The organism is Oxalobacter formigenes (assembly GCF_002127965.1).
In the GTDB taxonomy this organism is placed as follows: Bacteria; Pseudomonadota; Gammaproteobacteria; order Burkholderiales; family Burkholderiaceae_D; genus Oxalobacter; species Oxalobacter formigenes.
The window spans coordinates 1,479,745-1,503,182 of record NZ_CP018787.1 but is presented as its reverse complement, the minus strand read 5'-3'; the positions used below and the strand labels follow the sequence as shown (position 1 = coordinate 1,503,182).

Below are 23,438 nucleotides of genomic sequence, written 5' to 3'. Positions count from 1 at the left end.
CGTCAAACAGACCGTAAAAGCCCCGAACCTGCACAAATGTGCCACAAATGTCCGGAGCATGCGAAAAGCCATGTTACAAGATAAGTGAGCCATTTAACATTTATACGGAGGACACATGGCAGACGAATACGATTATTACGGCAGAAAAAAGAACAGGGGATTGACGGGCGTTTACGGGGACGAATACGAGGAAAACCTCAACAATGCCGGGAACGATTTCCCGATGCCGGATTATCCAGGTGTTCCAAACCGGACAGCACCCAATGCACCAAAAGCAGGACGAACAAACACATTCAGCCGCCAATTAGGTACCGGCATGAAAGCGGTCGGAGACACTAACGAAGCCATAGCCAACCCGGACAACGCCCCCTCGACCCGACTCTTTCAGGCCGGGAACCATCAGGCTGTTTCGTCCTCCATACAGGACGAGCATGACCCGGCCAATGCAGCCTCCACCCGCCTCTTTCAGGGCGCGAACCACGACGTGGCCGGAAAAACCGTCGAAGGGCAATACAGTCTCGACAATCAACCCACGTCGCCGTTTTTCAGGGCAATACGTGGAAACGGGAAACCGGTGTCCGGTCTGAAAGCGGTGGAGGAGACGGATAAAGCGGTTGGCAATCTGGATTATGACGAGCAGAACCCGCAGAAGGCACATCCATATGCATTCGGGTTTTATAACGGTTTTGCAAACTCGGTCGTGAACCAGATGAAAGCGGAACACATGGGAACGGAGTTCGAAAAGGCCAGCGACCGTCCGGATCAATATGCAGGAACCTCCCCATTGAAGGCTGCCCGCACCGGATTTCGGGAACTGGGTGCATTGAATGAGGAAATCAACAAACCCTATGAGCAAAACCGGTTTCACTATAACGAGCCGACCGCCGAATCGATCCATCAGGCGACGGAAAAATACAGCAATGTATTGGGAGGAGTGGCGGGAGCGTCCCTGTTGATGGCCGTGAAGCGGAACCTGCCCCAGACGGGAATGACGCTGACAGCCAATAACTGGTCAAGGCTGACCCACGAGGTCTATCAGAGAGTGCTGGACAAAACAGGCGACGAGGAATTTGCGCAGGCGATGGGATGGGGAGCCATGGCGACCCTTGCTTCCGATCTGGAACCGTGGGGGATGTTTTCAAAAAAGCTGCCCGCAGATTATCAAACGATAGCCGATCCCGTTGCCCGGGTAATCGATTCGCTGGTATCGGATCATCTGGCTGATAAGGTGGTGGATGAGGGGGTGGATAGAATTGTGAAAAATAAACAGCAACAAAATAAACTCGAATAATAAAACACCTGTATTTTATAATTTGAAGAAACAAAGCGAACAAGCCAACCAGAAAGAGATTCTATGTGTAAAAACTATTCAATTGATTACAGAATATATTTTCGCGTTTTAATTCTTTTTTTATTGGCTTGTTTTCTTTTAACGCCTGCATACGCCAATGACATTACTCAGGGATTGAAATACTATAAAAAAGAAGAATATCAAAAAGCATATCGTTATTTTTCCACACCGGCTGCTCAAAAGAATCCCCGGGTTCAACGTATATTGGGATATATGTATTTAAAGGGTCTTGCCGTCAAGCAGGATTATCAAAAGGCGATGTTCTGGTATGGCAAATCAGCTGATCAGGGTAATCCTCAAGCCATGTACGATATTGGCGTTATGTACGATTTTGGACAGGGTGTGAAACAGGATCATGAAAAAGCGATTCAATGGTATCAGCGCTCCGCTTTAAAAGGATATGCTGACGCACAATATAACCTTGGTATCGCTTATGAAAAGGGAGAAGGTACTCAGCAAAATTACGCTAAAGCGCGTGAATGGTATCAAAAAGCAGTCACACAGGGTAATGTCAGTGCTATGGTCAATTTAGGCAATCTTTATGGGGAAGGTCTCGGCGGTGAAAAAAACGACTCAAAAGCCTTTGATCTTTACAAAAAAGCTGCCGAAAAAGGTGATTCGGCCGCCCAATATAATCTCGCCGAATACTACCGTGCCGGCTTAGCTACCCCACGAGACCTCGACAAAGCCATCTACTGGTACGAAAAGAGCGCTGCAGAGGGCACCATCAAGGCAATGGACAAACTGGCCAGAATCTATCGGGTCGGCTACAAACACATCCCTGCCAATCAGGCCTTGTCCGATGAATGGGCCGACAAGGCTGCAAAGGCACGTGCAAGGGAAGCCGTCAGGTAATTCCGCCGTCCTGTAATGTCTTGTCGAAAAGAAAAAAGGGTAAAAGTATTGCGGCGAATGTATTAACCCTGTCTGTCCGTTATGACACCAGTTTTCCGGTAATATCGAAGGATGATAAGGACGAACGCATAAAAGAATGCCAAAAGTGGAGTGGCCGGTAATGGCGTCAGGCAAGGAATATCTGAATTTTATACTGGACCAGCTATCCGGTCTTGACGACATTGCATACAAGCCCATGATGGGAGAATTCATCCTGTATTACCGTGGAAAAACAGTCGGCGGGATTTATGATGACCGCTTTCTTGTCAAACCCACAAAATCCGCTGTCGATTTTATGCCGGCCGCCAGATATGAATCTCCCTATGAAGGCGCAAAACCGATGTTACTGGTTGATGAAGTCGATAACAGGGAATTTCTGGCAGGATTGCTCGAAGCGATGTTTGATGAATTACCTGCACCAAAAGCGAGAAAAGGTAAAAAGAAAACAGACTGATTACCAAACGATGGATAGTCTGGCACCTGAAGGCAATCACGAACACTGAATCAGGCTGTGCAGCGATGTTCAATCACGTCAATGGCTCAAATGCCTTGCTGTTTCATCCGGAAAAAGGCGTCTTCAGATGATGCTGGCGTCCTGACAGAAACAGGGTTCCGCTCAAACAAACACTTGTGCCTCATACAGCAGCTTGCCTTCCAGATCCTTCAGCGAGACGCGGGGCGCGATAATACCGTGCCAGTCAATTTCCAGCGCCGGATCGTCCCAGCGGATGCAACGCTCGCTTTCCTTGTCGAAGGCTTTTGTGACGCCGATGGCGATATCGGCGAAGTCGGAGAGGGTAACGAAGCCGTGCCCGAAGCCTTCGGGCACCCAGAACCGGATGCGGTTTTCATCGGAAACGACCGTCCCGATCCATTTGCCGAAATCAGGCGAGGATTTTCTGAGATCGACGGCGACCTGAAACGTCTGCCCGTTCGTGACGTGTACGAGCTTTTCCTGTGCGTGGGGCGGCAGCTGGTAATGCAGTCCCATGAGCTCATGTCTTCCTGAATGGATCAGGCGTTCATCGACGAATTCTACGGCGTGATCCAGCGCTTTTCCAAAGGTTTCCAGATTGAAATCCTCAATCAGGAAACCGTTGCTGTCGTGAAAAACATCCGGGTTGACGATCTTGACTTCACGTATGGCTGTGTTCGTAATATTCATGATTGATCACCAGATGCAATGGGGTATTGCGTGGGCGGTACCGGTTCATGCTTTTGCCGAAATGGTTCCATGTAAACGGGTCGATGTTTTCCGTACAGGATTCATCGAAAGCGACATTGGGATCGTATTCTTCGACAAATCGCCCCGTTGCCGGATCGGCCCTGAACCGGTTGCCCAGAAAACTGACATTTTCCTCGGGAATATTCATTGTCCTGAATGAGAAAATTAAACGATGCCGTCACTGGAATGACATGGCGGTATGGGTAAAGGGTAATGCGCTTTCAGTCAAAACAGCTTGTCCTTGCGCAATACAAAAGAGAAATGGGAAGCAAGAAATACAAGCAGACAGGTACTTGAAGAGATAAAAACATGGAATACGAAAGCGGCACAAGAAAGCTTTCGGCGTGATGGTCGAAATTCCCGTTTTTGTCAGGTTCCCGAGCTCAATGTTTCATGTACCGACAGGCCAGCCGCCGGATTCAGGCCGTTTGTCAGGGTTCGTCAGGAAGGGCCTCATTTTTTCGCCAGAAGATAACTGTCATCGATTCGCCGGAAAATCTCTTCCATCGGAACCGAACCATCCAGACAAACGGTAAACCAGTGCTTTTTGTTCATATGGTAGCCCGGAAAAAACTTTTCCTTGTCCACAAGCGTTTCAATTTCTCCGCTTTTGATCCTCAAATCCAGAATGTCGACAAGATCGTCAGACGCCAGGCCGAGTTTCCGTCTGGACAGGACAAGCAATGCGCCGTACCATTTTCCGGTATCCTTACGGCGAAAAATGGCGTTATCCGGAAACCGCTCCCACAAAAATTCCAGTTCATCACCATACGTCTGGCGGACATATCGGATCACTTTGTGGGCATAGTCGCTTTGAAACACATCGTTTTCAAAGCACTTATTCGCAATCAGTTCCAGAATACGCCCGTATTCCATCCGGATTTTGCCGACAAATGCCCCTTTTGCAAGGGGATCACGATGCAGTACGTATTCCTCTCCTGAATCCGGATCCAGCAGTTTTGTGCTGATTTCGCCTGTTTTCGTCACGAAGACGGTCATGAGGAACTGGCCGTCTGAAACAGGCGTTGACCAGACGTATTTTTCGTCCTGTTCGACAAAACCGAAAGGGATCAGGCATGTTTCATTCAGTTTTTTCCTTTTGAACGGGAATTCGGCCAAATGGGCAAGGTCTGGATTTTTTCCTGTTTTGTCCTTTTCGTTCATCGCTTGCAGTCCTTTTCTCGCGGAAAAAGCATCACGGTTTGTCTGTATCTACGATCTATTCTGACATAAAGCCTTCACAAGGGAAGTCGAAAAAATCGAAAAACAGACGGGCAAACGGGGTGAAAAGTAAAAGAAAACGGAAAGAAGAAGCTTGAAACAAGGGGAAAAGAAAACCGGAAAAAAGTGAAGCAGGAAAAACTTCTTTTCCCGCAACAACGTCTGTTCTGGCGCTATTTGCGCTACCCGCGCACAGGACACGGGCAGCTTCATTCCTCTTCTGCTATTTCTTGCCGGGCCAGGCAACGACTTTCTGGCGTTGTTCGCCCAGTTTTTCGACACCGGCGACGACAACGTCCCCCGGTTTCAGAAATACCTGCGGATCGCGGGCCAGACCGACTCCCGGAGGGGTACCGGTAGCAATCACGTCACCCGGCATCAGGGTCATGAAGTGCGACAGGTAGCTGACGATTTTGGCGACGGAAAAAATCATCGTCCTTGTATTGCCTTTTTGCATCCGTTCGCCGTTCACGTCCAGCCAGACATCCAGATTCTGCGGATCGGGCACTTCGTCACGGGTAACGAGCCAGGGGCCGATCGGGCCGAAGGTGTCGCAGCCTTTGCCCTTGTCCCACTGGGTGCCGCGTTCGATCTGGAATTCGCGTTCGGACAAATCGTCAGTCACGCAATAACCGGCCACGTAATCGAGTGCTTCCTCTTCGGAGATATATTGGGCCTTCTTGCCGATCACGACGCCCAGTTCGATTTCCCAGTCGGATTTTTTCGAATCTTTCGGCAGGATGATATTGTCGTTCGGGCCGCAGATACAGCTGACGGCTTTCATGAACACGATCGGTTCACGTGGAATGCGCATTTTGGCTTCTTCGGCATGTTCGATGTAATTGATGCCGATGGCGATGTATTTGCTGATGAAAGAAACCGGCACGCCCAGACGGGGTTTACCTTTGACCAGTGGCAGTTTTTCCGGATTGAGCTTCGCCAGTTTGGCCAGAGCCTTGTCCGACAATTGTTCCGGCGTCAGGTCATCGATCTTGCCGGAGAGATCCCGCAATTTCCCGTTTGCGTCGATCAGTCCGGGTTTTTCTTTTCCGGGTTTGCCATAACGAACCAGTTTCATAAAATATCCATTTCATAAAGTGAAAATAAAGTCCGGAAATGTTTGAAAAAACCGCTATTTTCATGACCGGATACCATGCTGCCACAACCGGAAAATTTTAACCGAACCGACCCGGAAATAAACAGCCTAATCCAATATTTTTTTCCAGATGGCGAGTTTGTCTTCAAAAGAGCGGCTGGCGTAGGCAGGTGAGGAAGAGGGGAGCACAATTGTTTCAAAACCGGCGCTGGAAAGCCGTTCGGCGTAAGCACCCGCCACTTTGCCGTTGAAGCAGATTTTTTTCAGTTTCGGGCACTCCTTTTTCAACAAATCGAAATCGTTGGCGACCGCGTGTTTGATACGGGAATCGAGACTGCCCTCGCGTTCACACATGGAAATCACGTCCCACAGGCCGATTTTATGCGTCAACAGGCGCGGTAGCCTGTCCTCATAAGGCTGTTGCGCCAGATCGTCGGTCAAAACCTCTGACAAAAGCCGCCAGAACTGGTTGCGGGGATGCGCATAATACTGGCTTGCCGCCAGCGATTCCCGGCTAGGGAAACTCCCCAGGATAATCGTATGGATATCAGGGGACAGAAGCGGCGGCAGGCCTTCCAGCGGAGCCAGCAGTATGGCTGGTTTGGATGAATCGCTCATGAAACTTATCCCGTTTTATGTCTTTACATGCCGGTTGCAAGAATCCTTATTTTATCGGACAAAGTCCATCTTTCGCAGGCAAGACTGAAAAAACAGGGAAGATCGTTTTTGCTTTTGAAATAGGACAATAGGACAAGTGAGGATTTTTTATAAACTGGAACCGTTTTCCCTCTGAAAAATGGAGAGACATATGAAACAGTCAGAAGAGAAAAAACGAACCGTTTTGCCCGAAGAAGACAACCGGCGCAGCGACTGGAAACAGTTCGATATCGTTGAACGCGGCATCGAAATGGACATCGATCATGGCTATTCGTCTGCAGCCCGCTTTATGGAAAAGCACGATATAGCGCCGGAAATCATAGAGCGGGTCTTGCGCAGGCGACGGGATCGCCGGGCAAGGTGTTGAAACGGATTATTATCCAACGGATGACAGTTTGAACGGGTGAAAAAATGCCTCAACTCATACAACCGGAAATTCAGGTACTCCTGCTTGACCCGAAAGGAAGGATTCCTGCGGCCCTTATGGATGATGACATCATTGACGAAGCCATTTCAATGCGTGACCGGATAGGCATGGATTACGCTCTTGTCTGGCTTCAGTACAAAGGCATGAGCATGGATGCCGCAAAGGACGCATTGAAGATCGTTCGCCACTAGGATAGCAAGGAACCGGTTTTTTCTGACAAGCCCCTTTCAAGGGGCTTTTTAACGCGTTATAGTTTTAACCGGACTTATCCTTTTATTGAAAAAAACCATCCGTGAAGACAGACAGGCAAAGGAAGCAGCATGACGAATTTCACCTATTACATTCCGACACGCATTTTGTTTGGTGCCGGTACCTTGAATGAACTCCATGCCCAGCCATTGCCGGGCAAGAAAGCCCTGATCGTCACGACGACAGGCAAATCCATCAAACAGTTCGGCTATCTCGACAGGGTCGAAAAACAATTGAAACAGGCCGGTATTTCCGGCGTCCTTTTCGACAAAATCCTGCCCAATCCGGTCAAAAAACACGTCATGGAAGGCGCGGCACTGGCAAAGAGCGAAGGGTGTGATTTCATCATCGGTCTGGGTGGCGGCAGCAGCATCGATTCGGCGAAATCCATCGCCGTCATGGCGACCAATGAAGGCGATTACTGGGATTACATTGCAGGGGGAACCGGCAAGGCACACATTCCCAAAAACAAACCGCTGCCGGTTGTCGCGATCACCACCACCGCAGGCACGGGAACGGAAGCCGATCCCTGGACAGTCGTCACCAAAGAAGAAACCAATGAAAAAATCGGTTTCGGTTACGATGACACTTTTCCGGTTCTCTCCATCGTCGATCCGGAACTCATGTTGACGGTACCTCCGGCATTGACCGCCTATCAGGGATTCGACGCGCTGTTTCACAGTACGGAAGGCTATATCGCCAACTGCGCCAACCCGATCAGCGAAGCCCTGTCTATCAAGGCCATCGAACTGATCGGAAAAAACCTGCCGACAGCCGTACACGACGGCAAAGACCTGAAAGCAAGGGAAGGCATGGCGGCAGCCAATACGATCTCGGGCATGGTCGAATCGACCTCGTCGTGCCTGTCGGAGCATTCGCTTGAACATGCCTTATCGGCTTATCATCCCGAATTGGCGCACGGGGCAGGGCTGATCATGATCAGCCTCGCGTATTACACCCATTTCGCCAAAGTCCATGCCTGCGATAAAAAACTGGTCGATATGGCAAAAGCGCTGGGCGAAAAGGATGCGGCCGATCCGATGGATTTCGTCAAGGCTCTGGCGCACCTGCAGGCAGCCTGTGGCGTGGACAATCTCAAGATGTCCGATTACGGTATCAAACGGGAGGACTTGCCGAAAATGGCGAAAAACGCCCGTGACACAATGGGAGATTTGTTCAACTACGATCCGGCAGCATTGACTGAAGCTGATTGCATCGCCATTTACGAACAGTCTTATCGCTAGAACAGTCCGTTGCACACAACAAAAAAGCCGACAAATACATGTCGGCTTTTTGCATAAGAAAGCGGTGAAGACCTACTTGATCTTCGTTTCCTTGTAAGGAACATGCTTTCTTGCCTTGGGATCGAACTTGACGATTTCAATCTTGTCAGGCGTCGTACGCTTGTTTTTGGTCGTCGTATAAAAATGACCCGTACCTGCCGTCGATTCCAGCTTGATCTTCTCTCTACCAGCCTTAGCCATAACAAAAACCCTCTAAAAAAACTTTAAACCTTCTCACCACGAGCGCGCAAATCAGCCAGGACCGCATCGATCCCCAGCTTGTCAATCACGCGCAAACCGGCATTCGACACCCGCAGGGAAACCCAGCGGTTTTCCGATTCGACAAAAAAACGACGGTAATGCAAATTCGGCATAAAACGGCGTCTCGTCTTATTATTGGCATGAGAAACCTTGTTACCCGACATCGGCTTCTTACCTGTAATCTGGCAAACACGAGCCATGAAAAAACCTCCAGACAAAAACAGAAAAAACAAAACAAAAAACGGAAGTCCGGATTCTACCCCGAAACGATTGAAAAACACAATATAAAACAGGCACTTGTTAATATTTATTGTGTCGTATTATTTATAATAAAGTCACAATCGGGATGCAATTCTGTTCAAGGTCATGTTTTTTCAGGATTTTTCTAAAAGAATGAGAAAAAATAAAAGAGTGAACCGATAGCCGGAAAAATCAGTCTTTTCGCTTCAGACATTGCCAGATAATGCTGAGCCAGTCGCCACCTTGCAGGAGAGGGCGCTTGTTGAATATATCGCAAGCGGCCATTTCAATGCGATCCAGAATACGCAAGCCGCCCTGAACGACCAGTCTCAACTCCCATCCGATCCGGCCCGGCAACCTGCTGGCCAGAGGTGCTCCGGAAAGCATCAGTTTGCGGGTACGGTCGATTTCAAACTGCATGAGAGAACGCCAGTTGTCAGACAAGTTACCTGTAGCGATATCGGAGGCGGTGACATTGAAACGGGCCAACTCTTCAAGTGGCAGGTAGATCCTGTCTTTTTTCCAGTCGATAGCAATGTCCTGCCAGAAATTGATGAGTTGCAGGGAGGTACAAATGGCATCCGACATCCGTTTGTTTTCCTCTGTCGCCGCTTCGTAGAGATGCAGCATCAGCAAGCCGACGGGATTAGCCGACAGACGGCAATAATCCAGCAAATCATCGTACGTTTCATACCTTTTTGTCGAAATGTCCTGTATAAAAGCGGCCAGCAGATTCCTGAAAGGCGCAAGAGGCAAGCGGAATTCCCCGATGACCTGTTTCAGGTCGATGAAAAGCTTGCTGTCGGGGTGCCCGTTTCGCTCGATGGTATCGAGTTCGGCAATGTATCCGGAAAGAGCCGCCAGTCTTTCTTCAGGGCGAAAATCTCCTTCGTCGGCAATATCATCGGCCGAGCGGGCAAACGCGTAAATCACCTCGACCGGCTTGCGCAGGTTTGAAGGCAACAAGATCGACGCGACCGGAAAATTCTCGTAATGTTCGACTGCCATTGAAGACCCTGAATGTTGAAACCGGTAATGGTAAAACAAAAATACTGTTTTTCAAGCTTTCAGTCATGAAACCGGATTTATTTAACAAAATCAAGGTCTTCCGAAATAATGACGCCTGTTTTTCTCAAAAAGCCAAAATCGATAATTTTCAATTACTTGAGCCATCTATTTAAATAGAAATCTTGAATAAAGGGCGTGTTTGAAAACAACACGAAAAGAAAAGAACAGGAGAGGGAATGTACGGTTTCCCGGTTTTCAGCACAGAAATAACGCATAAAAAAAGCCGGACAAGCCGGCCTTTTCGACTGGAACTGTCCTAGTGCAGGGTAGGTGGTACCGCGTTCGTTTCAATAGGGGAACACATTTTCTGCAATGCCCTGATATCTTTGGCCGCTTCCTTGACGTTGTCCGGATCGAGCATGCTGGCGGCATCCTGAATATCGACGTCAGGGCTCTCGGCAGTGATCATGAAAGAATCATGGCTTTTGAATGTGATGATGAAAGCACCCAGTTTATCACCGTCAATCATGGGATAGACAGGAGGAATGCCGTATTTGTTTTCAAATTTGCGGAACGCTTCGTCCATTTCAGTCTTGTTCATAAAATTTTCCAGTAAAGTAAATTATCGATTCAACTTATGACATCTCATGTCTGTTGCCTGATGATATCCGGACTCCGGCATCCCGGAGAACGCCGGTGATGGCAGTCAAATCATTCTCATGCAAAAGAGAAGTTCGGCACCACCCTCGTCAGAGGATGAGAAAGCCTTCCGGGCTATCGTATCCGGCATCTCTCAGTTTTTTAAGCTGTTCTTCGGAAAGGGGAAATTCTTCCTGTGTTTCCCGAACCATAAAGCTGCAACCGATTTCCTCAAGCTCCTGAACGTTGAAAACGATTCTGGAACCTTCAACGTAAAAGCTGAATGCCTCTTCGGGCAGCTCAAAACCCAGATCCTCGAAAAACTGTCTGGGTACAGGAGCCTTGTCATTGGATTCGCTCATTCTTTATCCTTTTCATCAATCATTACCAGCAGAGACAGCAGGCGGAAGACATTTTTCCATGTTCAGTCCGCCAAAAGAGGGTCTATTTTAACGAATCTGGTGCCGTATTTATGAAATTTTTCTGCCAGTCGAAAAAATAATTCATTTTTTCAGAGACAGTACAAATCATTTGACACGGACAGAAACCAAAAATTCAGGGATAAATTGCGTTGAAGTCGAATTTTCCAACGTTTCAGATAAAAAACACGGGAAGTTTATGAACCAGATTTCATAAAACCCGTACACTTTGCGACAGATCACCGAAAATGTGATCTATTTAGCCACGAAATGCCAGACTTACGGTACTATATACACAGAGAAATCGCTGTGTGTATTTCCAGTTAACAGGTGGCGCATAAAAACACCAAAAACAGCCGTTACCAGTTAGCGATGCAGAGAAACCAGGAGTCATGATGGAAACGAACGAATCTTCAAAAGAGCAAGCAATCCTTGATCAATACAAGATGGGCGAAATGGAAGCCAAATCCGTCAAGGCCTGGGCACACGTATACGAAACAGATGAAATCATGGGGTCCTACCTTGAAAAGCAGGGCTATCCTTTCAGTGTCCATCTCGAAGCCAAGGAACGTAAAATTCTCGACCAGTACAAAATGGGAGAACAGGAAACCAACTCGGTCAAAGCCTGGACAAAAGTTTATGAGACCGATGAGTTCATGGATGCCTATCTCGAAAAATCGGGTTATCCGAGAGGCACCCCCGATACTGAAAAATCGGCAGCATAGCAGATAAGGCGTTATCAAAAAAATCCGGGCAGAATAAAGTGGTACTCACCGCTGGTGTCGACGTTTTCTTTTTTTGATCGAAAAGGGGCATTCCATGAAAAATCTGTCCATTGCTGCCTGTGCCTTTCTGGGGCTTTTCCTGTTCACTTCGGCCGGTGCAGCCGAAATCATTCGTGTTTATGGTCCCGGTGGCCCGTTGCCCGCCGTAAAGGAAGCGGCAACCGCTTTTGAGAAAAAAACCGGCGTCAGGGTCGAAGTGACCGGTGGACCAACCGACAAGTGGATCGCCAGCGCGCGCGAAAATGCCGACATCGTCTATAGCGGCTCTGAAACCATGATGACCGACTTCGTTTACGCCATGAACGGCGCAATCGACAACCGGGACGTCTATCCGCTTTACCTGCGCCCGCTGGCTATGCTCGTCAAACCCGGCAATCCCAAAAAAATCCGTCAGTTCAGCGACATGACAAAACCCGGCGTTAAAGTGCTGGTCGTTAACGGAGCGGGCCAGAACGGTGTCTGGGAAGATGCGGCGGGACGGCTGGGCAATATCGAAACCGTACGGGCTCTGAGAAACAACATCGTTTTTTACGCCAGAAATTCAGCACTGGCCAAAGACTACTGGATCAGCCATCCCGATACGGATGTCTGGCTCATCTGGAACATCTGGCAGGTATCCAATCCAAAGCTGGCCGATGCTGTCCCGATCGAATCAAAATACGTGATCTATCGTGATACGGCAGTCGCTCTCACCCGATCGGGAAAAACACGGCAAGCCGCCATCGACTTTACCTCATTTTTGAAATCCTCCGACGGTAAAGCCATCTACAGGAAATGGGGATGGATAACCGACTAGTTTCACCTGATGAAGTTTCAACAAAAAGGCTGCCAGAAATGCAGCCTTTTTCATTACATACCATGAGACCGGATATTCCCGTTTATTTTTCTTGCACAAGCTGACCGAAGAATAATTTTTCATTAAAATGTCGGTGTGGGCGCTTTTGCGCCCTTTTTTTATTCCCCCAGGACCTCTCCCTGATCAGAGAGGTCTTTTTTTATGGGAAATACCTCTCCAGAGAAAGGCCAAACCATGTTCAGAGCATTATTGATGCAAAAGGCGAAATCGCAGGGCATTAATGACCCGTCGTTTCGGATCAGCATCGATTCCGGCAGAAGTCCGACGCTGTCCTACACGTTCAAAAATCCGGTAACCGGTCAATATTCCGGTATTGAAAATGTCGTCATAGAATGGGGTGACGGAACATCGACACAACTCATCTCCGAAGACGATAAAAACGTCACTGTCGAGAAACTCACTCATACCTATGTCGAAGGGAAGGTATGGCAGATAAAAATGACCAGTTCCGATGGAAAAATACCGCAATTCAATTTCAATACGGATACGCTATTAGTCAGCGTGGATAGTTCGCTCTGTTCCATGACGGCAAGAAATGGAAACCCGGTCACGGATTTCACCAATTTCTTTGCCAATTGCACCAATCTGGGGAATGTCTGTGGCAATCTCTTCAGCCAGAACCCGAATATCACTTCATTTAACAAATGCTTCTACAACTGCACCAGTCTGAAGAACCTGCCTTCGACCGTGTTTGCCGGATGCACGAAAAACACCAACATGTTCCAGTCCTTCGGCAATTGCACCGGTCTGACAGCATTGCCCGCTGGTCTGTTCAGTGATTTCGTCAATGTCTCGACGTACTACAGCTGTTTCAGTACCTGTACAAACCTGAAAACCATTCCTTCGGGTCTTTTCGATACCAATAGCAGCGTCACCAATTTTTCGCAAACCTTCATGAACTGCAATTCACTGGAAACCATTCCCGATGGCTTGTTTGATCATTGCGATAAAGTGACGACATTCTCCCAGTGTTTTTCCGGCTGTGCCAGGTTGGCGGCGATCCCTGAAGGCCTGTTCAACACCTCTACGAATGTGATAACTTTCACCCAGACCTTTTCAGGATGCCAGACGCTGGAATCCATCCCGGCAGGACTTTTTGACAATTGCAGCAAAGCCACTTCGTTTGCCATGTGTTTCAATGGATGTTCTGCACTGTTGATCATTCCACCGGCATTTTTCAAAGGCTTTGCCAGCGTCACGGACTTTTCCCAGTGCTTTGCAAACTGTACAAACCTGCCATCGATTTCCGATGAAATATTTGCGGATTGCACAGGTGCCGTTAAATTTTCAAGCTGTTTTGCCAGTTGCAAGGCACTTGTCGATATTCCTTCTTCCGTTTTCAGAAACTGCAGTGCGGCCCGGCTTTTCGACCGGACATTTTCAATGTGCATGGCCCTGACGGAATTACCTTCAGGGATATTCGACACCAATCTCGCCGCCACGAGCTTTTCAAACTGTTATTACTATTGCAACAAACTGAAAACAGTCCCTTCAGGTCTGTTCGCCAGAAACAGTCTGGTCACCGATTTTTCCAGCTGTTTCAACGCATGTACCAGTCTGGTATTGGCAAGCGAGTTATTCACTGACGACACCATCCATGCCGGGAGCCGTTTTGCCTCCGCTGAAACAATCAATTTCACCAATTGCTTTTCAAGAGGGTCCTACTCATACGGAACTGAAACGGGATGTGCACCGGAATTGTGGAATTGCAGTTTTTCAACGACACCCACCACGTCGGGTTGCTTCGGCGGAAACGGCAACTCGGCCAATTCGCTGTCCAACTACAGCCAGATTCCGGCAAGCTGGAAATAGCGAACGTTTCACAAACCGCCACAAAAAGACAATTCACATTCAAACGACCAGCCTCCCTCCGCGGAGGTTTTTTTATGGAGAAAACAATGACGAAATTACCGGAAAAATCCCTGCTTGACGGCAGCAAGACACCCAAAACCAGTACCAGAGAGATGAAAGCCGCGCTAGGTGAACTGAGAGATTATCTGTCAGCTTTACTTGGCACGGACAGCGATGACAAGGCAGCCGCAAGGGAAGCGCTGGGCATCGATTTGTCCATGTCCCCGGCAGACATCATCGACGCACTGGGTTATACACCTTATGATGCAGCGAATCCTGACCGATTCAGAACGGTTCCCGAAGTCGTCACCATTACTGGTACGGTACCGGAAAATGGCGGTAGTGGACAAAGCGTCGTAGTTGTCGAAGAAAACAGGGTTTACCAGTTAGGGGAAGTAAAGAAAGTCATCGTGACATCGCTGCCTGACGGCCATCTCGAATCGAGCATATATTTTTCGACCGGAAACACGCCGGTTGAAATCGATATTCAGACAAGTCACAAACTGATTGGCGATTTGACCACGGAAGCCAATAAATTTTACGTCATTTCAGTAGTGAACCGTTACGTCGTTATGGGAGAAGCCGTCGGGATTGATGGCTGATGAACGGAAATGATTGACTGCTGAATCGTCTATTTTGACATCCCGAACCGGGTGGTCACCCTGTTTATGGTAAGGGTCTGAAGAAGGATGGGATAAAGGATAAAGAGGCAGACAAAATACTGGCAAACCATGTCATTTTTATGCCTGTTTCAGGTCTTTTTTTGACATTATTTTTTGAAAAGCCATTTAAAATCAATAGCTTAATGGTGCGAGGGAGGGGACTCGAACCCCTACACCATCACTGGCGTCAGGACCTAAACCTGGTGCGTCTACCAATTTCGCCACCCTCGCTAACGACCAGAGCTGGCAATTTTACTTCATTTCCTGACGAATTTGAACGGGTTTCGCCGCTTCAGGCTTTCTGGCAGTTTTTCCAACACTGCATAGAAAGGTCAAGACTGTAAAGAAAGTGGATCAGTCCATGATTTCCGGTTCACGGGTTTCTTTGGCAGTCTTGTCCGGCCGCAAGCCCCTGTATACCGGCTGCCGCATCAGGCCGTTATGGTTTCGCGCCATGAAAGCGACCTTGCAAACCAGTTTCGGACGGATCCAGGTGGCATTGTCGACATACGCGGGCGGCTTTTCAGGAAAAGGCCAGGACTTCACTTTCGGCTGTTTTTCGATCAGCGCGAAATCTTCAGACGCTTTTCCCAGGGTCACACGTCCCTTGTAGATAATCCGTCCGGAACGGTCATATTGTCCCAATACCAGACTGACAACGTATTCAGCATTGGAAACATAACCACAGATAATGTAATCGTCGTCCATCAGGTTCTTGATCTTGACCCAGTCTTTCGTCCGTTTGCCGGGCGAATAGAGACTGTCCTTGCGTTTGGCGATAATGCCTTCCAGACGCCTTTCTTTCGCCAAATCGTAAAAAGCGATTCCCTGCGTTGAAACATATCGTGCGACGGACATTTGCGCATTGTCCCGGACTACATCGGCAAGAATGGCTTTCCGTTCCATCAGGGGAAGGTGAATGATTTCCCTGTCCGTATCGTAAAGGATGTCAAAAGCGACGAAAACGACAGGCCGCATGGCTGCGGCCCGTTCAATCGCCATTGTCCGGGTCATTAGGGACCGGCGTTTCACTTCCTCGAAATCCGGATGCCCGTTTTCATCGACGATGATCAGTTCGCCGTCCAGAATGCACCGTCGGGAAACAGAGTCATTCAGGGTAGCCAGTTCGGGGAATTTGGCAAGCAGCCTGACAGAACGCTTGTTGACCAGTAAAGTGCCATTCCTGTCCAGATAGGCCAGTGTCCGTTCGCCGTCCAGTTTCAGTTCATAAATCCAGGCCTCATCGTCAAAAGGCCCGCTTTCGACCCCGATCAGCATGGGGACAGCAGATCGTGAGTCGAACATGTCCATTTTCAGCCTTTTCAAGCTTTCGGAGACGGTTTTTTCTTTCTGGCCGCCGCGTACTGGCGACGTTCTTCGGGTGTTTCACCCCACTGCGAATAACAGATGGCCGCACGTTGGGACCGTGTCGGAAAACGTTCGGACTCATCCAGCGTCATTTCCTTGATGCAACGGGATATGAATTCCTGTTTCTTTTCATTCTTTTTCGGGGCTGGCAGAGGCATAACACACTCCTTTCATCAAAAAGGCATCATCCGGCTTTGCGTTGTGCCGGACGGCTTTTTTTCGGCTTGTTTTGTTCCAGACTGGCTTTCAAGGCATCCATCAGGTCGATCACGTTACCTGATTTTACCGGTTTGGCGGCCACCACTTCCTTGCCCTCAATCTTGTCTTCGATCATCGCTTTCAGACGCATCTGGTATTCATCGTGATACTTTTCCGGCTCGAACGGGCTTTCCATCGATCCGATCAGGCGCCTCGCCATATCAAGTTCCTGTTTATCAAGGGGAGGGTGAGCCCGTTCTTTCGGGATTTCCCGGATTTCGTCATGAAAATAAAGCGTCTGGAGCAATATCCCGTCCTTTTCCGGAACCAGCGCCAGCATCGTTTCTTTCGTTCCGATAACGGTCTTGCCGATAGCCACCTTTCCGGTGTCTTTCATGGCGCGCTGGAGGAGTTCAAACGCTTTTTCACTGCCTTTCCCGCTCACACAGTAGTAAGACTTGTTGAAATAAACCGTCGGAATCGACGACAGATCCGTAAAAAGCAGAATATCGATACTGTTATCCTTCTCGGTCTTGATTTTTTCGATATCGTCATCCGTGACAATGACGTAACGGTCTTTTTCGTACTGGAAGCCCCGCACGATATCTTCATTTTTCAATTCATGACCGGCACCATCGGTTTTACGATATCGAACCCGCTTCATGTCGCCGGTCAACTGGTTGAAATGAATATCGTTATCCTGCGTAGCCAAAAACAGTTCAACCGGGATGTGAACCAATGCAAAGGAAATGGCGCTTTTCTGGGCAACGGGCATGATCGCCTCACTAAAATACCTGGAATTCCTATAGAGAGATAATCGTCATGAAAGTTTCGACTGAAATCCCTGTTTGAAACAGTGTATTACCAGTCGTCATATTCGAATCTGGACAAGTCGGGGGGATCGCCCCTGCCTTCCCTGGCTTTTTTATAGGGATTGTCTTTTGAAAAAAGATCGTCCGTGTCGGAAACGATATCTTTTTTCCGTCCGAACATCTGCATTTTTTGCGACACAATGTCCGTTACGAGCCGCTCGACGCCATTTTTATCCCTGTATTGTCTCGACCGGATTTTCCCCTCGACAAAAATCACGGATCCCTCGGCAACGTATTGCATGACAATTTCAGCCAGCCGCCCGTAAAACGTCACATCATGCGATTCTGTCTCTTCCCCGACAGTCGTTTCCATTTGAAGGCTGACCATCATGGAGCCTCCCGACAGTACCCGAAAATCAGGCGCTGTCGTGACGGTTCCAAGCAGAATGATTTTATTGACCGACGCCATTTTTCATCCCATCGTCTGTTTGAAATTTGGACACGCCGGCAAGATGCTTCGTTTCGTTTCAAAGCCTTGCAAGAAGAATTAGTCACGAAAATCTTGACGAAAATCGGATTCATTTCACGGGATACGGCCAGAGTGAAAAAAGGAAAACAAAATCATTCCCTTCCCATGCATAACAATTTATACAAATATGCGCTCTTTGCCGTACTGGCCGGCTGGATTTTCACCGCTATCGGGTTCTACTGGCGCAATCCCGCATACGCTATGGACTGGTCGATGACCACCGCTATCGGGACAATGGGGGCGGCCGCCGTCTCACCCTGGCTGGCGGAGCCGGACGATCGCAAAAGAAGGGAAGAGGCCATGTTCGTGTCCCGCATGACCGCTGTCGGAATGGTATTGCAGCTCAAATCGCTTTATTCGACCATGCAGGTCTTTCTGAACTGTCTCAACGGGTTCAGGTTTGAAAACGAGATCGAACTGGAAAACCTGATCAGAATGGACGCGCATCGCAAGCGGCTGAAAGAATCCGACGGTTTCCTGAAAAACCAGCCTCTCCGGTCTGCCGGACAGTCGGCGAATCCGGTTCCCGTTTTTGGAATCGAATTTATAAAATCGCTTCGGTTCAGGACAGCATACGGAACGTGATCAACCTGACAGATGAACTGGAAAACCGGCAAAAACAGACAGAACCGGCATGACGATCATTGAAGAACTCGACAAAACCGTCCGATTCTCCAAATCGTCCGTTTATAACATCGAAAAGAAAATACCTGAGCTGGTCGGCACGGATATTCACGATATGGACAAGGCAGGAAACGATTTCACTGGAAAACCGGTGAAAGGCGTCAACCGGAAAGATCCTGAAAATAACTTGTAAACGGTCTTTAGCCGGATTCAGGGTCGCTCTGTCGCCAACAGGGGCAATCTGCCGGTCAGATCAGGGCAAAGCGTTCATCGTATCGTAAAAAAATGGCACGCTTTTTGCGTCAACTATAAGGTCAAATCTTTTCCCAAACCAGAGTATTTTTTTGTTCAATCCCTGTGAACAAGGCCGACATAAAGCCGGCCCTTTTTTTATTCTGGAGCAAAAAAAGACTAATACTCCGATTTCCAATCGGTACCCTGATTCCAGCGGGATTCCCAGTGCGACAGGTAACGGCTGGCGATTTGCGGATTGTTCCAGATCACCAGTACGTTTTCACTGTTATTTCTGGCGGCCGACTGGCTGTAATTGAAGCTGCCTGTTTCGACATTCTTTCCATCCACAACAATATATTTATCGTGATGAATCCGGTAACTGGAAACGGTTCTTAATGGAATGTCTGCATTGACCATCAGATTCATGGCTGCCTTGCTGGCTTTGGAACGGTTGCCCTTTTCATCGACGATAATCTTTACGTCCACCCCGCGTTTTTTGGCGGCCAGAAGCCTTTTCATGATGACCGGAGAAGTGAACGAATACGCGGCAAGACGCAGGTTTTCCCGGGACGAATCGATCACTTTCAAAATCAGTTCCTGTGCCCGGTCATCAGGCGAAAAAGCGCTTTCGATAACGGTTTGAGCCTGTAAATGGGCTGAAAACAGGAGCATCAGAGCGAAAAGGAAAAAACGGTGGATTTTATTCATCTTCAGAAAAACAGTAATGGATAGTGTGGCGTATTATATCGTTGGGTCCGTCAATAAAGAAGCGCCATTTTTCAGACAATACCGTCATACCGGACAAGCCCGAATGCTTTGACCGTACGAAAATATTTTCTGAAGCCACACGATATGGAGAAACGACATGAATGCCGATCAATCGAACCGGGATTACCGTGAACGAATGAACACAAATCCGGTCTCAATATGCCTGAAGCCGTTTCTGACGACAGGCCTCATAAAAGCGCTCGTTACCGGAATCCTGTTATGCGTTCAGGCGTTTCCCGTCAACGCGGCGTCCGGCAGTCACAAGGAGATAACTATGGCAAAGATGGAAAATGGAATCATACACAGCAAAGTACCCGGCGACGTCGATTCAGTCTGGAACAAACTGCTTTCGACACTCGAAAACATGAAAGCTCCTGTTTTTTCAAAAGTCGATCACAAAGCCAATGCCGTTTCAGTGGGGCTGGACATGAAGGAGGCACGAGTCGTTTCCTTCGGCAATCCGGCCGTCGGAACCTTCCTGATGCAGGAAAACCCTGAAGCGGCACTCGATCTGCCACTCAAAATACTCGTATGGGAATCACCGGATGGAACCATGCTGTCATGGAACGACCCGGCATGGATTGCCAGACGATACGGAATCGATCCCGAAAACCAGACCGTCGTGAAAATGCAGAAAATGTTCGAGGTCATTTCAGGAAAAATGCAGGATACGCACTGAAAAGGTGCAGATAATATTCCGAAAGGCCAGAACGGAATCATTCATCCCTTGCTGAAAAGCAATAGCCCCTTATTTTGAGGGGCTGGCCAGTTTTCTGGCCTTAAACGATTGGCCTCCATCCGTTTTTGAAGCGTCCTCATTTTTCATTTCCTGCAATTTTTGTGCATCGATGGAATGAACGATCTTCTCAAGCCATTCATCGTTCAGCCGGAAAAGGAACTCGACCTGTACATTGCCGGAATCGGTCTGTCCTGTTACCGGAACGATAATGACGCCCTTCGAAAGCGGAGAGACTTCAGCAAAATAGGGGCGCGTTGCGTTCCCGTTTCGCCGGTAAGCCATGACGCCAAGATTGTCTGCTGTCTTGTTATTGATTTCATACTGCAAAAGGGCATCTTTATCCTTATCGATATTGTCCCATTCATCCTTCAGGGAAACCGGAACGGAATCGTTGCCATAATCCTGCTTCTTTTTGACCTGCGAGAGTCTGACCGGAAATTCCTGATCACTGTAACTTTTCCGCAAATCCGATTCCTGATATTCATCCAGGTTGCTCCAGCCTTCCTTCGTCACGGGAGCCAGTTTTTCCTCATCGACCTTGTCCCCGACATAACCGGCGACCTGATAAATATAATACCCGACGGGAAATGCGCTGAGCAGGAGCAGGATTGCAAGCGAAGTCATTCCATAATTGAACGGGATATCTTTCGGGGTCTTGCAAACACGACCGCTGACATTATTGGACGAGACAGAGAGGATTGTGGCAGATCCGAAATGGATCTCGGTGGTGGAAATCAAAACGATCACTTCGTTTTTACGGTGAATACGTTCGATGCGAACGGTCGATCCGTCTTTCGTCACGTCCGGAACACTGGCGGCGACAATTTCGAACGTGATGGAAGGATCGATTTCAAGCTCGATATTTTCTTCAACCTGATTGCCGCGGTTTGTCACGACGATCTGGAAAACAGAATCGTAACCGCTATCCGACTTCTTCTGGAACATGACAGGCGCCGTCGCATAGAGCTGCCGTATATGATACAGCACCGCAATCAGAGAGGTCATTACGATAGCCAGAGAGGCGACAATGATGTTTTCCAGTACGTCCATAATGGTTTTCAAACAAAAATAAAATCGGCAAATCCAAAAGAAGCCTATACAGGAGCATTGTCAGGTGAGAGTGAAAACCGGCATTGAGTTTGGTCAGACAACAAGATAATGGCTGAGCTTTCAGAGACAATATTTATGCATCGATAATTGTCTGTACCGGAAAAAATATGAAACAGCCTGCCCGAAAAACAGGCATATTTTCAAACAGGATTCAATATCAAGGCGTTATGAGTGCCATACATCGTTTTTGCACAAGCTTGTCCACAAGGAAAGTGGACAAACTCAAGAATGTAACCAAGGTCATTCTCCATATAAGAAGACCTGCCAGATGGCAGGTCCCGGGAGGAACAGACGAAGAGATTCGCCTTTACCGTAATTCAGGAAAAAACGGCGTCAGACAAAGTCCGTCCGTTCCTTTTTTTGTTCATTGAAAATAAGAATGAGTTCGTTACGTAAAACATAAAGACGTTCAATCGTTGCATGAACTCGTTCAGCCTTGTCCGACAATCCATTTTCCCGCAGATTCTGTTCCCGGTTCATGAGCCCGTTGATCGACTGGACGAGGGCATTGATGCTGACCTCCAGTCCCTCATGGATCATATGCGAATATTCAGTCATCATATTCCTTTTTAGGTTCCTGGTTTTCTTCTTCCGTTTGTTCTTCTGCCATATACCAGATGGCTTCATTCAAAATCTTTTTCATCAATGCAAAGACTTCATCCTTGTCTTCATTCATGAGTGCGACGGAAACTTCGGCAAATTCGCTTCCGGTTGTATATCTCTGAATAAAATCACCGACGCCATCCGCAATTTCCCGACTCGTCAGAATGGAATTACGGATAATTTCGAAATGAATATTGGTGAGCATTTCCTTCATTTTAAGTTCGTCCATTTTAGATCTTGGCGTAAAAATGATTCGTTTCAAAAACCGACTTCATTAGATAAAAATCAGTAAAACAAATTCTTGATTAAACTTAAAGTTACAAATGATACACCCGAATGTTACCGCATCAACGGCAATACTACAACCTTCGGTTGTAATAAACAGTAAAAAATGGTTAAATTTGTTAACGAACATCTTTTTAAAGCCGAATACAATTCGCTTGATCCAACGGTTTATGCTGGATGAAAACAGATTGGAATGTCATGAAAAGAACGGTTCGAAGATTCTTGAATAACCTGAACCTGACTGAAATTTTACATTTTCCAATAGCCTAAATATATAATGCATCCGTCAAACAACATTTCCCAATAAGAACGGAAATTATAAAAAACAAGCTATAAACAAAATTGCTAAAAATCAATAAGTCCATTTAAAAAAAGCTTATTGACAGACAATTCAAACCAACTCCCGTCATGTGTAAAAATAGGCCATCCAGATAACGGGGCGGCAAGCAGTTTACCTTGTTTTCCGAAAAGGTTTTTTAGAAGATGCCAAACGTTGTTTTAAGGCATCAAGGTGTCAAAAGTGTATGAAGCGTTTTGCCTGAAAGATAACAAAACAGGGGGTAATGGAGCGGGGAGATGTGGGTGAAAGGAATCAGTTTTCCTTCCGGTCGACCGATTGCCAGAGAATTTCGATATATCGATTGATAAGAGAACGTTGCTCGTCGCTGAAGTGGCTGAACTGTTCTCTGGAAATGGAAAAAGGCCATTCCTCCTGTTTTGAACAGCCGGTTACAAGGTATTCGGTCTTTTCGTCTTCTACGGAAAAATGACCGCCAGAAGATGCATCGGTAATTCCAAACTGGATATAAGCCGGTGAAACACCAAGCACACCGGCCAGTTTTTCCAATGTATAACCCCGGGGAACGGTTTTGGCTTTTTCCCATTTTTGCACAGCCTGAGGGGTTACGCCGACTTTTCGTGCCAATTCGGATTGACTGAAATTCAGATGGCGCCGGCAATTTTCTATTCTTTTAGCAATTTTATCCATATGAAAACAGGTCGAATAAAGATATTGAGCATGAGTTCAAAACAATTTGGGCGTAT

32 protein-coding genes and 1 tRNA gene are annotated in these 23,438 nt (G+C 47.8%); 13 read left to right on the top strand and 20 right to left on the bottom strand.

Annotated features, from left to right (window positions below; all coding sequences use genetic code 11):
- Positions 1 to 115: 115 nt before the first annotated feature.
- The 3 genes from BRW83_RS07225 to BRW83_RS07215 all read left to right on the top strand — a co-directional run bounded on the left by BRW83_RS07225 (position 116) and on the right by BRW83_RS07215 (position 2,699).
- Positions 116 to 1,291, top strand: coding sequence for a hypothetical protein (locus BRW83_RS07225; protein ID WP_005880477.1), 1,176 nt, complete (start codon positions 116 to 118; stop codon positions 1,289 to 1,291).
- Between the two features lie 63 nt (positions 1,292 to 1,354).
- A complete protein-coding gene (locus BRW83_RS07220; RefSeq protein ID WP_005880479.1) occupies positions 1,355 to 2,206 on the top strand; it encodes a tetratricopeptide repeat protein in 852 nt (283 codons plus the stop codon).
- A gap of 136 nt (positions 2,207 to 2,342) precedes the next feature.
- Complete coding sequence (locus BRW83_RS07215; protein ID WP_196793278.1) at positions 2,343 to 2,699, top strand: TfoX/Sxy family protein; 357 nt, start codon at positions 2,343 to 2,345, stop codon at positions 2,697 to 2,699.
- 162 nt (positions 2,700 to 2,861) lie between these two features.
- On the opposite strand, the gene rfbC is transcribed toward BRW83_RS07215, so the two are convergent.
- The 5 genes from rfbC to BRW83_RS07190 all read right to left on the bottom strand — a co-directional run bounded on the left by rfbC (position 2,862) and on the right by BRW83_RS07190 (position 6,405).
- Positions 2,862 to 3,410, bottom strand: coding sequence for a dTDP-4-dehydrorhamnose 3,5-epimerase (gene rfbC / locus BRW83_RS07210; protein ID WP_005880483.1), 549 nt, complete (start codon positions 3,408 to 3,410; stop codon positions 2,862 to 2,864).
- Positions 3,382 to 3,618 carry a hypothetical protein gene (locus tag BRW83_RS07205; RefSeq protein ID WP_005880484.1) on the bottom strand — a complete coding sequence of 79 codons (237 nt, stop codon included), beginning with the start codon at positions 3,616 to 3,618 and terminating at the stop codon, positions 3,382 to 3,384. Before BRW83_RS07205 ends, rfbC begins: the two co-directional genes overlap by 29 nt.
- A gap of 305 nt (positions 3,619 to 3,923) precedes the next feature.
- Complete coding sequence (locus BRW83_RS07200; protein ID WP_050757714.1) at positions 3,924 to 4,634, bottom strand: MmcQ/YjbR family DNA-binding protein; 711 nt, start codon at positions 4,632 to 4,634, stop codon at positions 3,924 to 3,926.
- A 280-nt stretch (positions 4,635 to 4,914) separates the two neighbouring features.
- Complete coding sequence (locus tag BRW83_RS07195; protein WP_005880488.1) at positions 4,915 to 5,769, bottom strand: fumarylacetoacetate hydrolase family protein; 855 nt, start codon at positions 5,767 to 5,769, stop codon at positions 4,915 to 4,917.
- Between the two features lie 126 nt (positions 5,770 to 5,895).
- Positions 5,896 to 6,405 carry a DNA-deoxyinosine glycosylase gene (locus BRW83_RS07190; RefSeq protein ID WP_050757715.1) on the bottom strand — a complete coding sequence of 170 codons (510 nt, stop codon included), beginning with the start codon at positions 6,403 to 6,405 and terminating at the stop codon, positions 5,896 to 5,898.
- Between the two features lie 190 nt (positions 6,406 to 6,595).
- On the opposite strand from BRW83_RS07190, the gene BRW83_RS07185 reads away from it, so the two are divergent.
- The 3 genes from BRW83_RS07185 to BRW83_RS07175 all read left to right on the top strand — a co-directional run bounded on the left by BRW83_RS07185 (position 6,596) and on the right by BRW83_RS07175 (position 8,364).
- Positions 6,596 to 6,811, top strand: coding sequence for a hypothetical protein (locus BRW83_RS07185; protein ID WP_145814959.1), 216 nt, complete (start codon positions 6,596 to 6,598; stop codon positions 6,809 to 6,811).
- A 44-nt stretch (positions 6,812 to 6,855) separates the two neighbouring features.
- A complete protein-coding gene (locus BRW83_RS07180; protein ID WP_005880494.1) occupies positions 6,856 to 7,062 on the top strand; it encodes a hypothetical protein in 207 nt (68 codons plus the stop codon).
- Between the two features lie 129 nt (positions 7,063 to 7,191).
- The gene (locus tag BRW83_RS07175; protein ID WP_005880496.1) at positions 7,192 to 8,364 is read left to right on the top strand and encodes an iron-containing alcohol dehydrogenase; all 1,173 of its coding nucleotides are present in this window, start codon (positions 7,192 to 7,194) and stop codon (positions 8,362 to 8,364) included.
- 72 nt (positions 8,365 to 8,436) lie between these two features.
- Here BRW83_RS07175 and rpmG read toward each other — a convergent pair whose 3' ends face one another.
- The 5 genes from rpmG to BRW83_RS07150 form a co-directional block, all read right to left on the bottom strand.
- The gene (rpmG, locus tag BRW83_RS07170; protein WP_005882818.1) at positions 8,437 to 8,604 is read right to left on the bottom strand and encodes a 50S ribosomal protein L33; all 168 of its coding nucleotides are present in this window, start codon (positions 8,602 to 8,604) and stop codon (positions 8,437 to 8,439) included.
- A 23-nt stretch (positions 8,605 to 8,627) separates the two neighbouring features.
- Positions 8,628 to 8,864 (bottom strand): 50S ribosomal protein L28, encoded by a 237-nt coding sequence (rpmB, locus tag BRW83_RS07165; protein WP_005882820.1) that lies wholly within the window; start codon positions 8,862 to 8,864, stop codon positions 8,628 to 8,630.
- A 232-nt stretch (positions 8,865 to 9,096) separates the two neighbouring features.
- Positions 9,097 to 9,912 carry a squalene synthase HpnC gene (gene hpnC / locus BRW83_RS07160; RefSeq protein WP_036602850.1) on the bottom strand — a complete coding sequence of 272 codons (816 nt, stop codon included), beginning with the start codon at positions 9,910 to 9,912 and terminating at the stop codon, positions 9,097 to 9,099.
- 316 nt (positions 9,913 to 10,228) lie between these two features.
- Positions 10,229 to 10,513 carry a hypothetical protein gene (locus BRW83_RS07155; RefSeq protein WP_005880498.1) on the bottom strand — a complete coding sequence of 95 codons (285 nt, stop codon included), beginning with the start codon at positions 10,511 to 10,513 and terminating at the stop codon, positions 10,229 to 10,231.
- A 148-nt stretch (positions 10,514 to 10,661) separates the two neighbouring features.
- Positions 10,662 to 10,913 (bottom strand): hypothetical protein, encoded by a 252-nt coding sequence (locus tag BRW83_RS07150; RefSeq protein WP_005880500.1) that lies wholly within the window; start codon positions 10,911 to 10,913, stop codon positions 10,662 to 10,664.
- Between the two features lie 449 nt (positions 10,914 to 11,362).
- On the opposite strand from BRW83_RS07150, the gene BRW83_RS07145 reads away from it, so the two are divergent.
- From BRW83_RS07145 to BRW83_RS11985, 4 genes are all read left to right on the top strand, one after another.
- Positions 11,363 to 11,695: a hypothetical protein gene (locus tag BRW83_RS07145; RefSeq protein WP_005880502.1), complete on the top strand. Its 333-nt coding sequence runs from the start codon at positions 11,363 to 11,365 to the stop codon at positions 11,693 to 11,695.
- Positions 11,696 to 11,789: 94 nt separating this feature from the next.
- Positions 11,790 to 12,551 (top strand): substrate-binding domain-containing protein, encoded by a 762-nt coding sequence (locus BRW83_RS07140; protein WP_005880504.1) that lies wholly within the window; start codon positions 11,790 to 11,792, stop codon positions 12,549 to 12,551.
- 234 nt (positions 12,552 to 12,785) lie between these two features.
- Positions 12,786 to 14,423, top strand: a complete 1,638-nt coding sequence (locus BRW83_RS07135; RefSeq protein ID WP_157658855.1) for a BspA family leucine-rich repeat surface protein — start codon at positions 12,786 to 12,788, stop codon at positions 14,421 to 14,423.
- Between the two features lie 86 nt (positions 14,424 to 14,509).
- Positions 14,510 to 15,064 (top strand): hypothetical protein, encoded by a 555-nt coding sequence (locus BRW83_RS11985; protein ID WP_005880507.1) that lies wholly within the window; start codon positions 14,510 to 14,512, stop codon positions 15,062 to 15,064.
- A gap of 204 nt (positions 15,065 to 15,268) precedes the next feature.
- Here BRW83_RS11985 and BRW83_RS07125 read toward each other — a convergent pair.
- From BRW83_RS07125 to BRW83_RS07105, 5 genes are all read right to left on the bottom strand, one after another.
- Positions 15,269 to 15,355: transfer RNA gene (locus tag BRW83_RS07125), tRNA-Leu, on the bottom strand.
- A gap of 123 nt (positions 15,356 to 15,478) precedes the next feature.
- Positions 15,479 to 16,429, bottom strand: a complete 951-nt coding sequence (locus BRW83_RS07120) for an ATP-dependent DNA ligase (RefSeq protein ID WP_196793279.1) — start codon at positions 16,427 to 16,429, stop codon at positions 15,479 to 15,481.
- A 17-nt stretch (positions 16,430 to 16,446) separates the two neighbouring features.
- Positions 16,447 to 16,650, bottom strand: a complete 204-nt coding sequence (locus tag BRW83_RS07115; protein ID WP_036602852.1) for a hypothetical protein — start codon at positions 16,648 to 16,650, stop codon at positions 16,447 to 16,449.
- A 26-nt stretch (positions 16,651 to 16,676) separates the two neighbouring features.
- Complete coding sequence (gene ku / locus BRW83_RS07110) at positions 16,677 to 17,465, bottom strand: non-homologous end joining protein Ku (protein ID WP_005880511.1); 789 nt, start codon at positions 17,463 to 17,465, stop codon at positions 16,677 to 16,679.
- Positions 17,466 to 17,551: 86 nt separating this feature from the next.
- A complete protein-coding gene (locus tag BRW83_RS07105; protein WP_005880513.1) occupies positions 17,552 to 17,971 on the bottom strand; it encodes a single-stranded DNA-binding protein in 420 nt (139 codons plus the stop codon).
- Between the two features lie 93 nt (positions 17,972 to 18,064).
- Here BRW83_RS07105 and BRW83_RS07100 point away from each other — a divergent pair, with 93 nt between their 5' ends.
- Entirely contained in the window at positions 18,065 to 18,616 is a 552-nt protein-coding gene (locus BRW83_RS07100; protein WP_005880514.1) for a hypothetical protein, read from the top strand.
- A gap of 49 nt (positions 18,617 to 18,665) precedes the next feature.
- A complete protein-coding gene (locus BRW83_RS07095; RefSeq protein ID WP_005880515.1) occupies positions 18,666 to 18,848 on the top strand; it encodes a hypothetical protein in 183 nt (60 codons plus the stop codon).
- A 218-nt stretch (positions 18,849 to 19,066) separates the two neighbouring features.
- Here BRW83_RS07095 and BRW83_RS07090 read toward each other — a convergent pair whose 3' ends face one another.
- Positions 19,067 to 19,561 (bottom strand): phospholipase D family nuclease, encoded by a 495-nt coding sequence (locus BRW83_RS07090; RefSeq protein ID WP_231284538.1) that lies wholly within the window; start codon positions 19,559 to 19,561, stop codon positions 19,067 to 19,069.
- A 193-nt stretch (positions 19,562 to 19,754) separates the two neighbouring features.
- Here BRW83_RS07090 and BRW83_RS07085 point away from each other — a divergent pair, with 193 nt between their 5' ends.
- Positions 19,755 to 20,336 (top strand): DUF302 domain-containing protein, encoded by a 582-nt coding sequence (locus BRW83_RS07085; protein ID WP_005880518.1) that lies wholly within the window; start codon positions 19,755 to 19,757, stop codon positions 20,334 to 20,336.
- 69 nt (positions 20,337 to 20,405) lie between these two features.
- Here BRW83_RS07085 and BRW83_RS07080 read toward each other — a convergent pair whose 3' ends face one another.
- From BRW83_RS07080 to BRW83_RS07065, 4 genes are all read right to left on the bottom strand, one after another.
- Positions 20,406 to 21,446: a hypothetical protein gene (locus BRW83_RS07080; RefSeq protein WP_005880520.1), complete on the bottom strand. Its 1,041-nt coding sequence runs from the start codon at positions 21,444 to 21,446 to the stop codon at positions 20,406 to 20,408.
- Positions 21,447 to 21,839: 393 nt separating this feature from the next.
- A complete protein-coding gene (locus BRW83_RS07075) occupies positions 21,840 to 22,067 on the bottom strand; it encodes a hypothetical protein (protein WP_005880522.1) in 228 nt (75 codons plus the stop codon).
- Positions 22,057 to 22,338, bottom strand: coding sequence for a hypothetical protein (locus BRW83_RS07070; protein WP_005880524.1), 282 nt, complete (start codon positions 22,336 to 22,338; stop codon positions 22,057 to 22,059). The genes BRW83_RS07075 and BRW83_RS07070 overlap by 11 nt, the downstream gene beginning before the upstream one ends.
- A gap of 648 nt (positions 22,339 to 22,986) precedes the next feature.
- The gene (locus BRW83_RS07065; RefSeq protein WP_005880525.1) at positions 22,987 to 23,382 is read right to left on the bottom strand and encodes a helix-turn-helix domain-containing protein; all 396 of its coding nucleotides are present in this window, start codon (positions 23,380 to 23,382) and stop codon (positions 22,987 to 22,989) included.
- Positions 23,383 to 23,438: the final 56 nt, after the last annotated feature.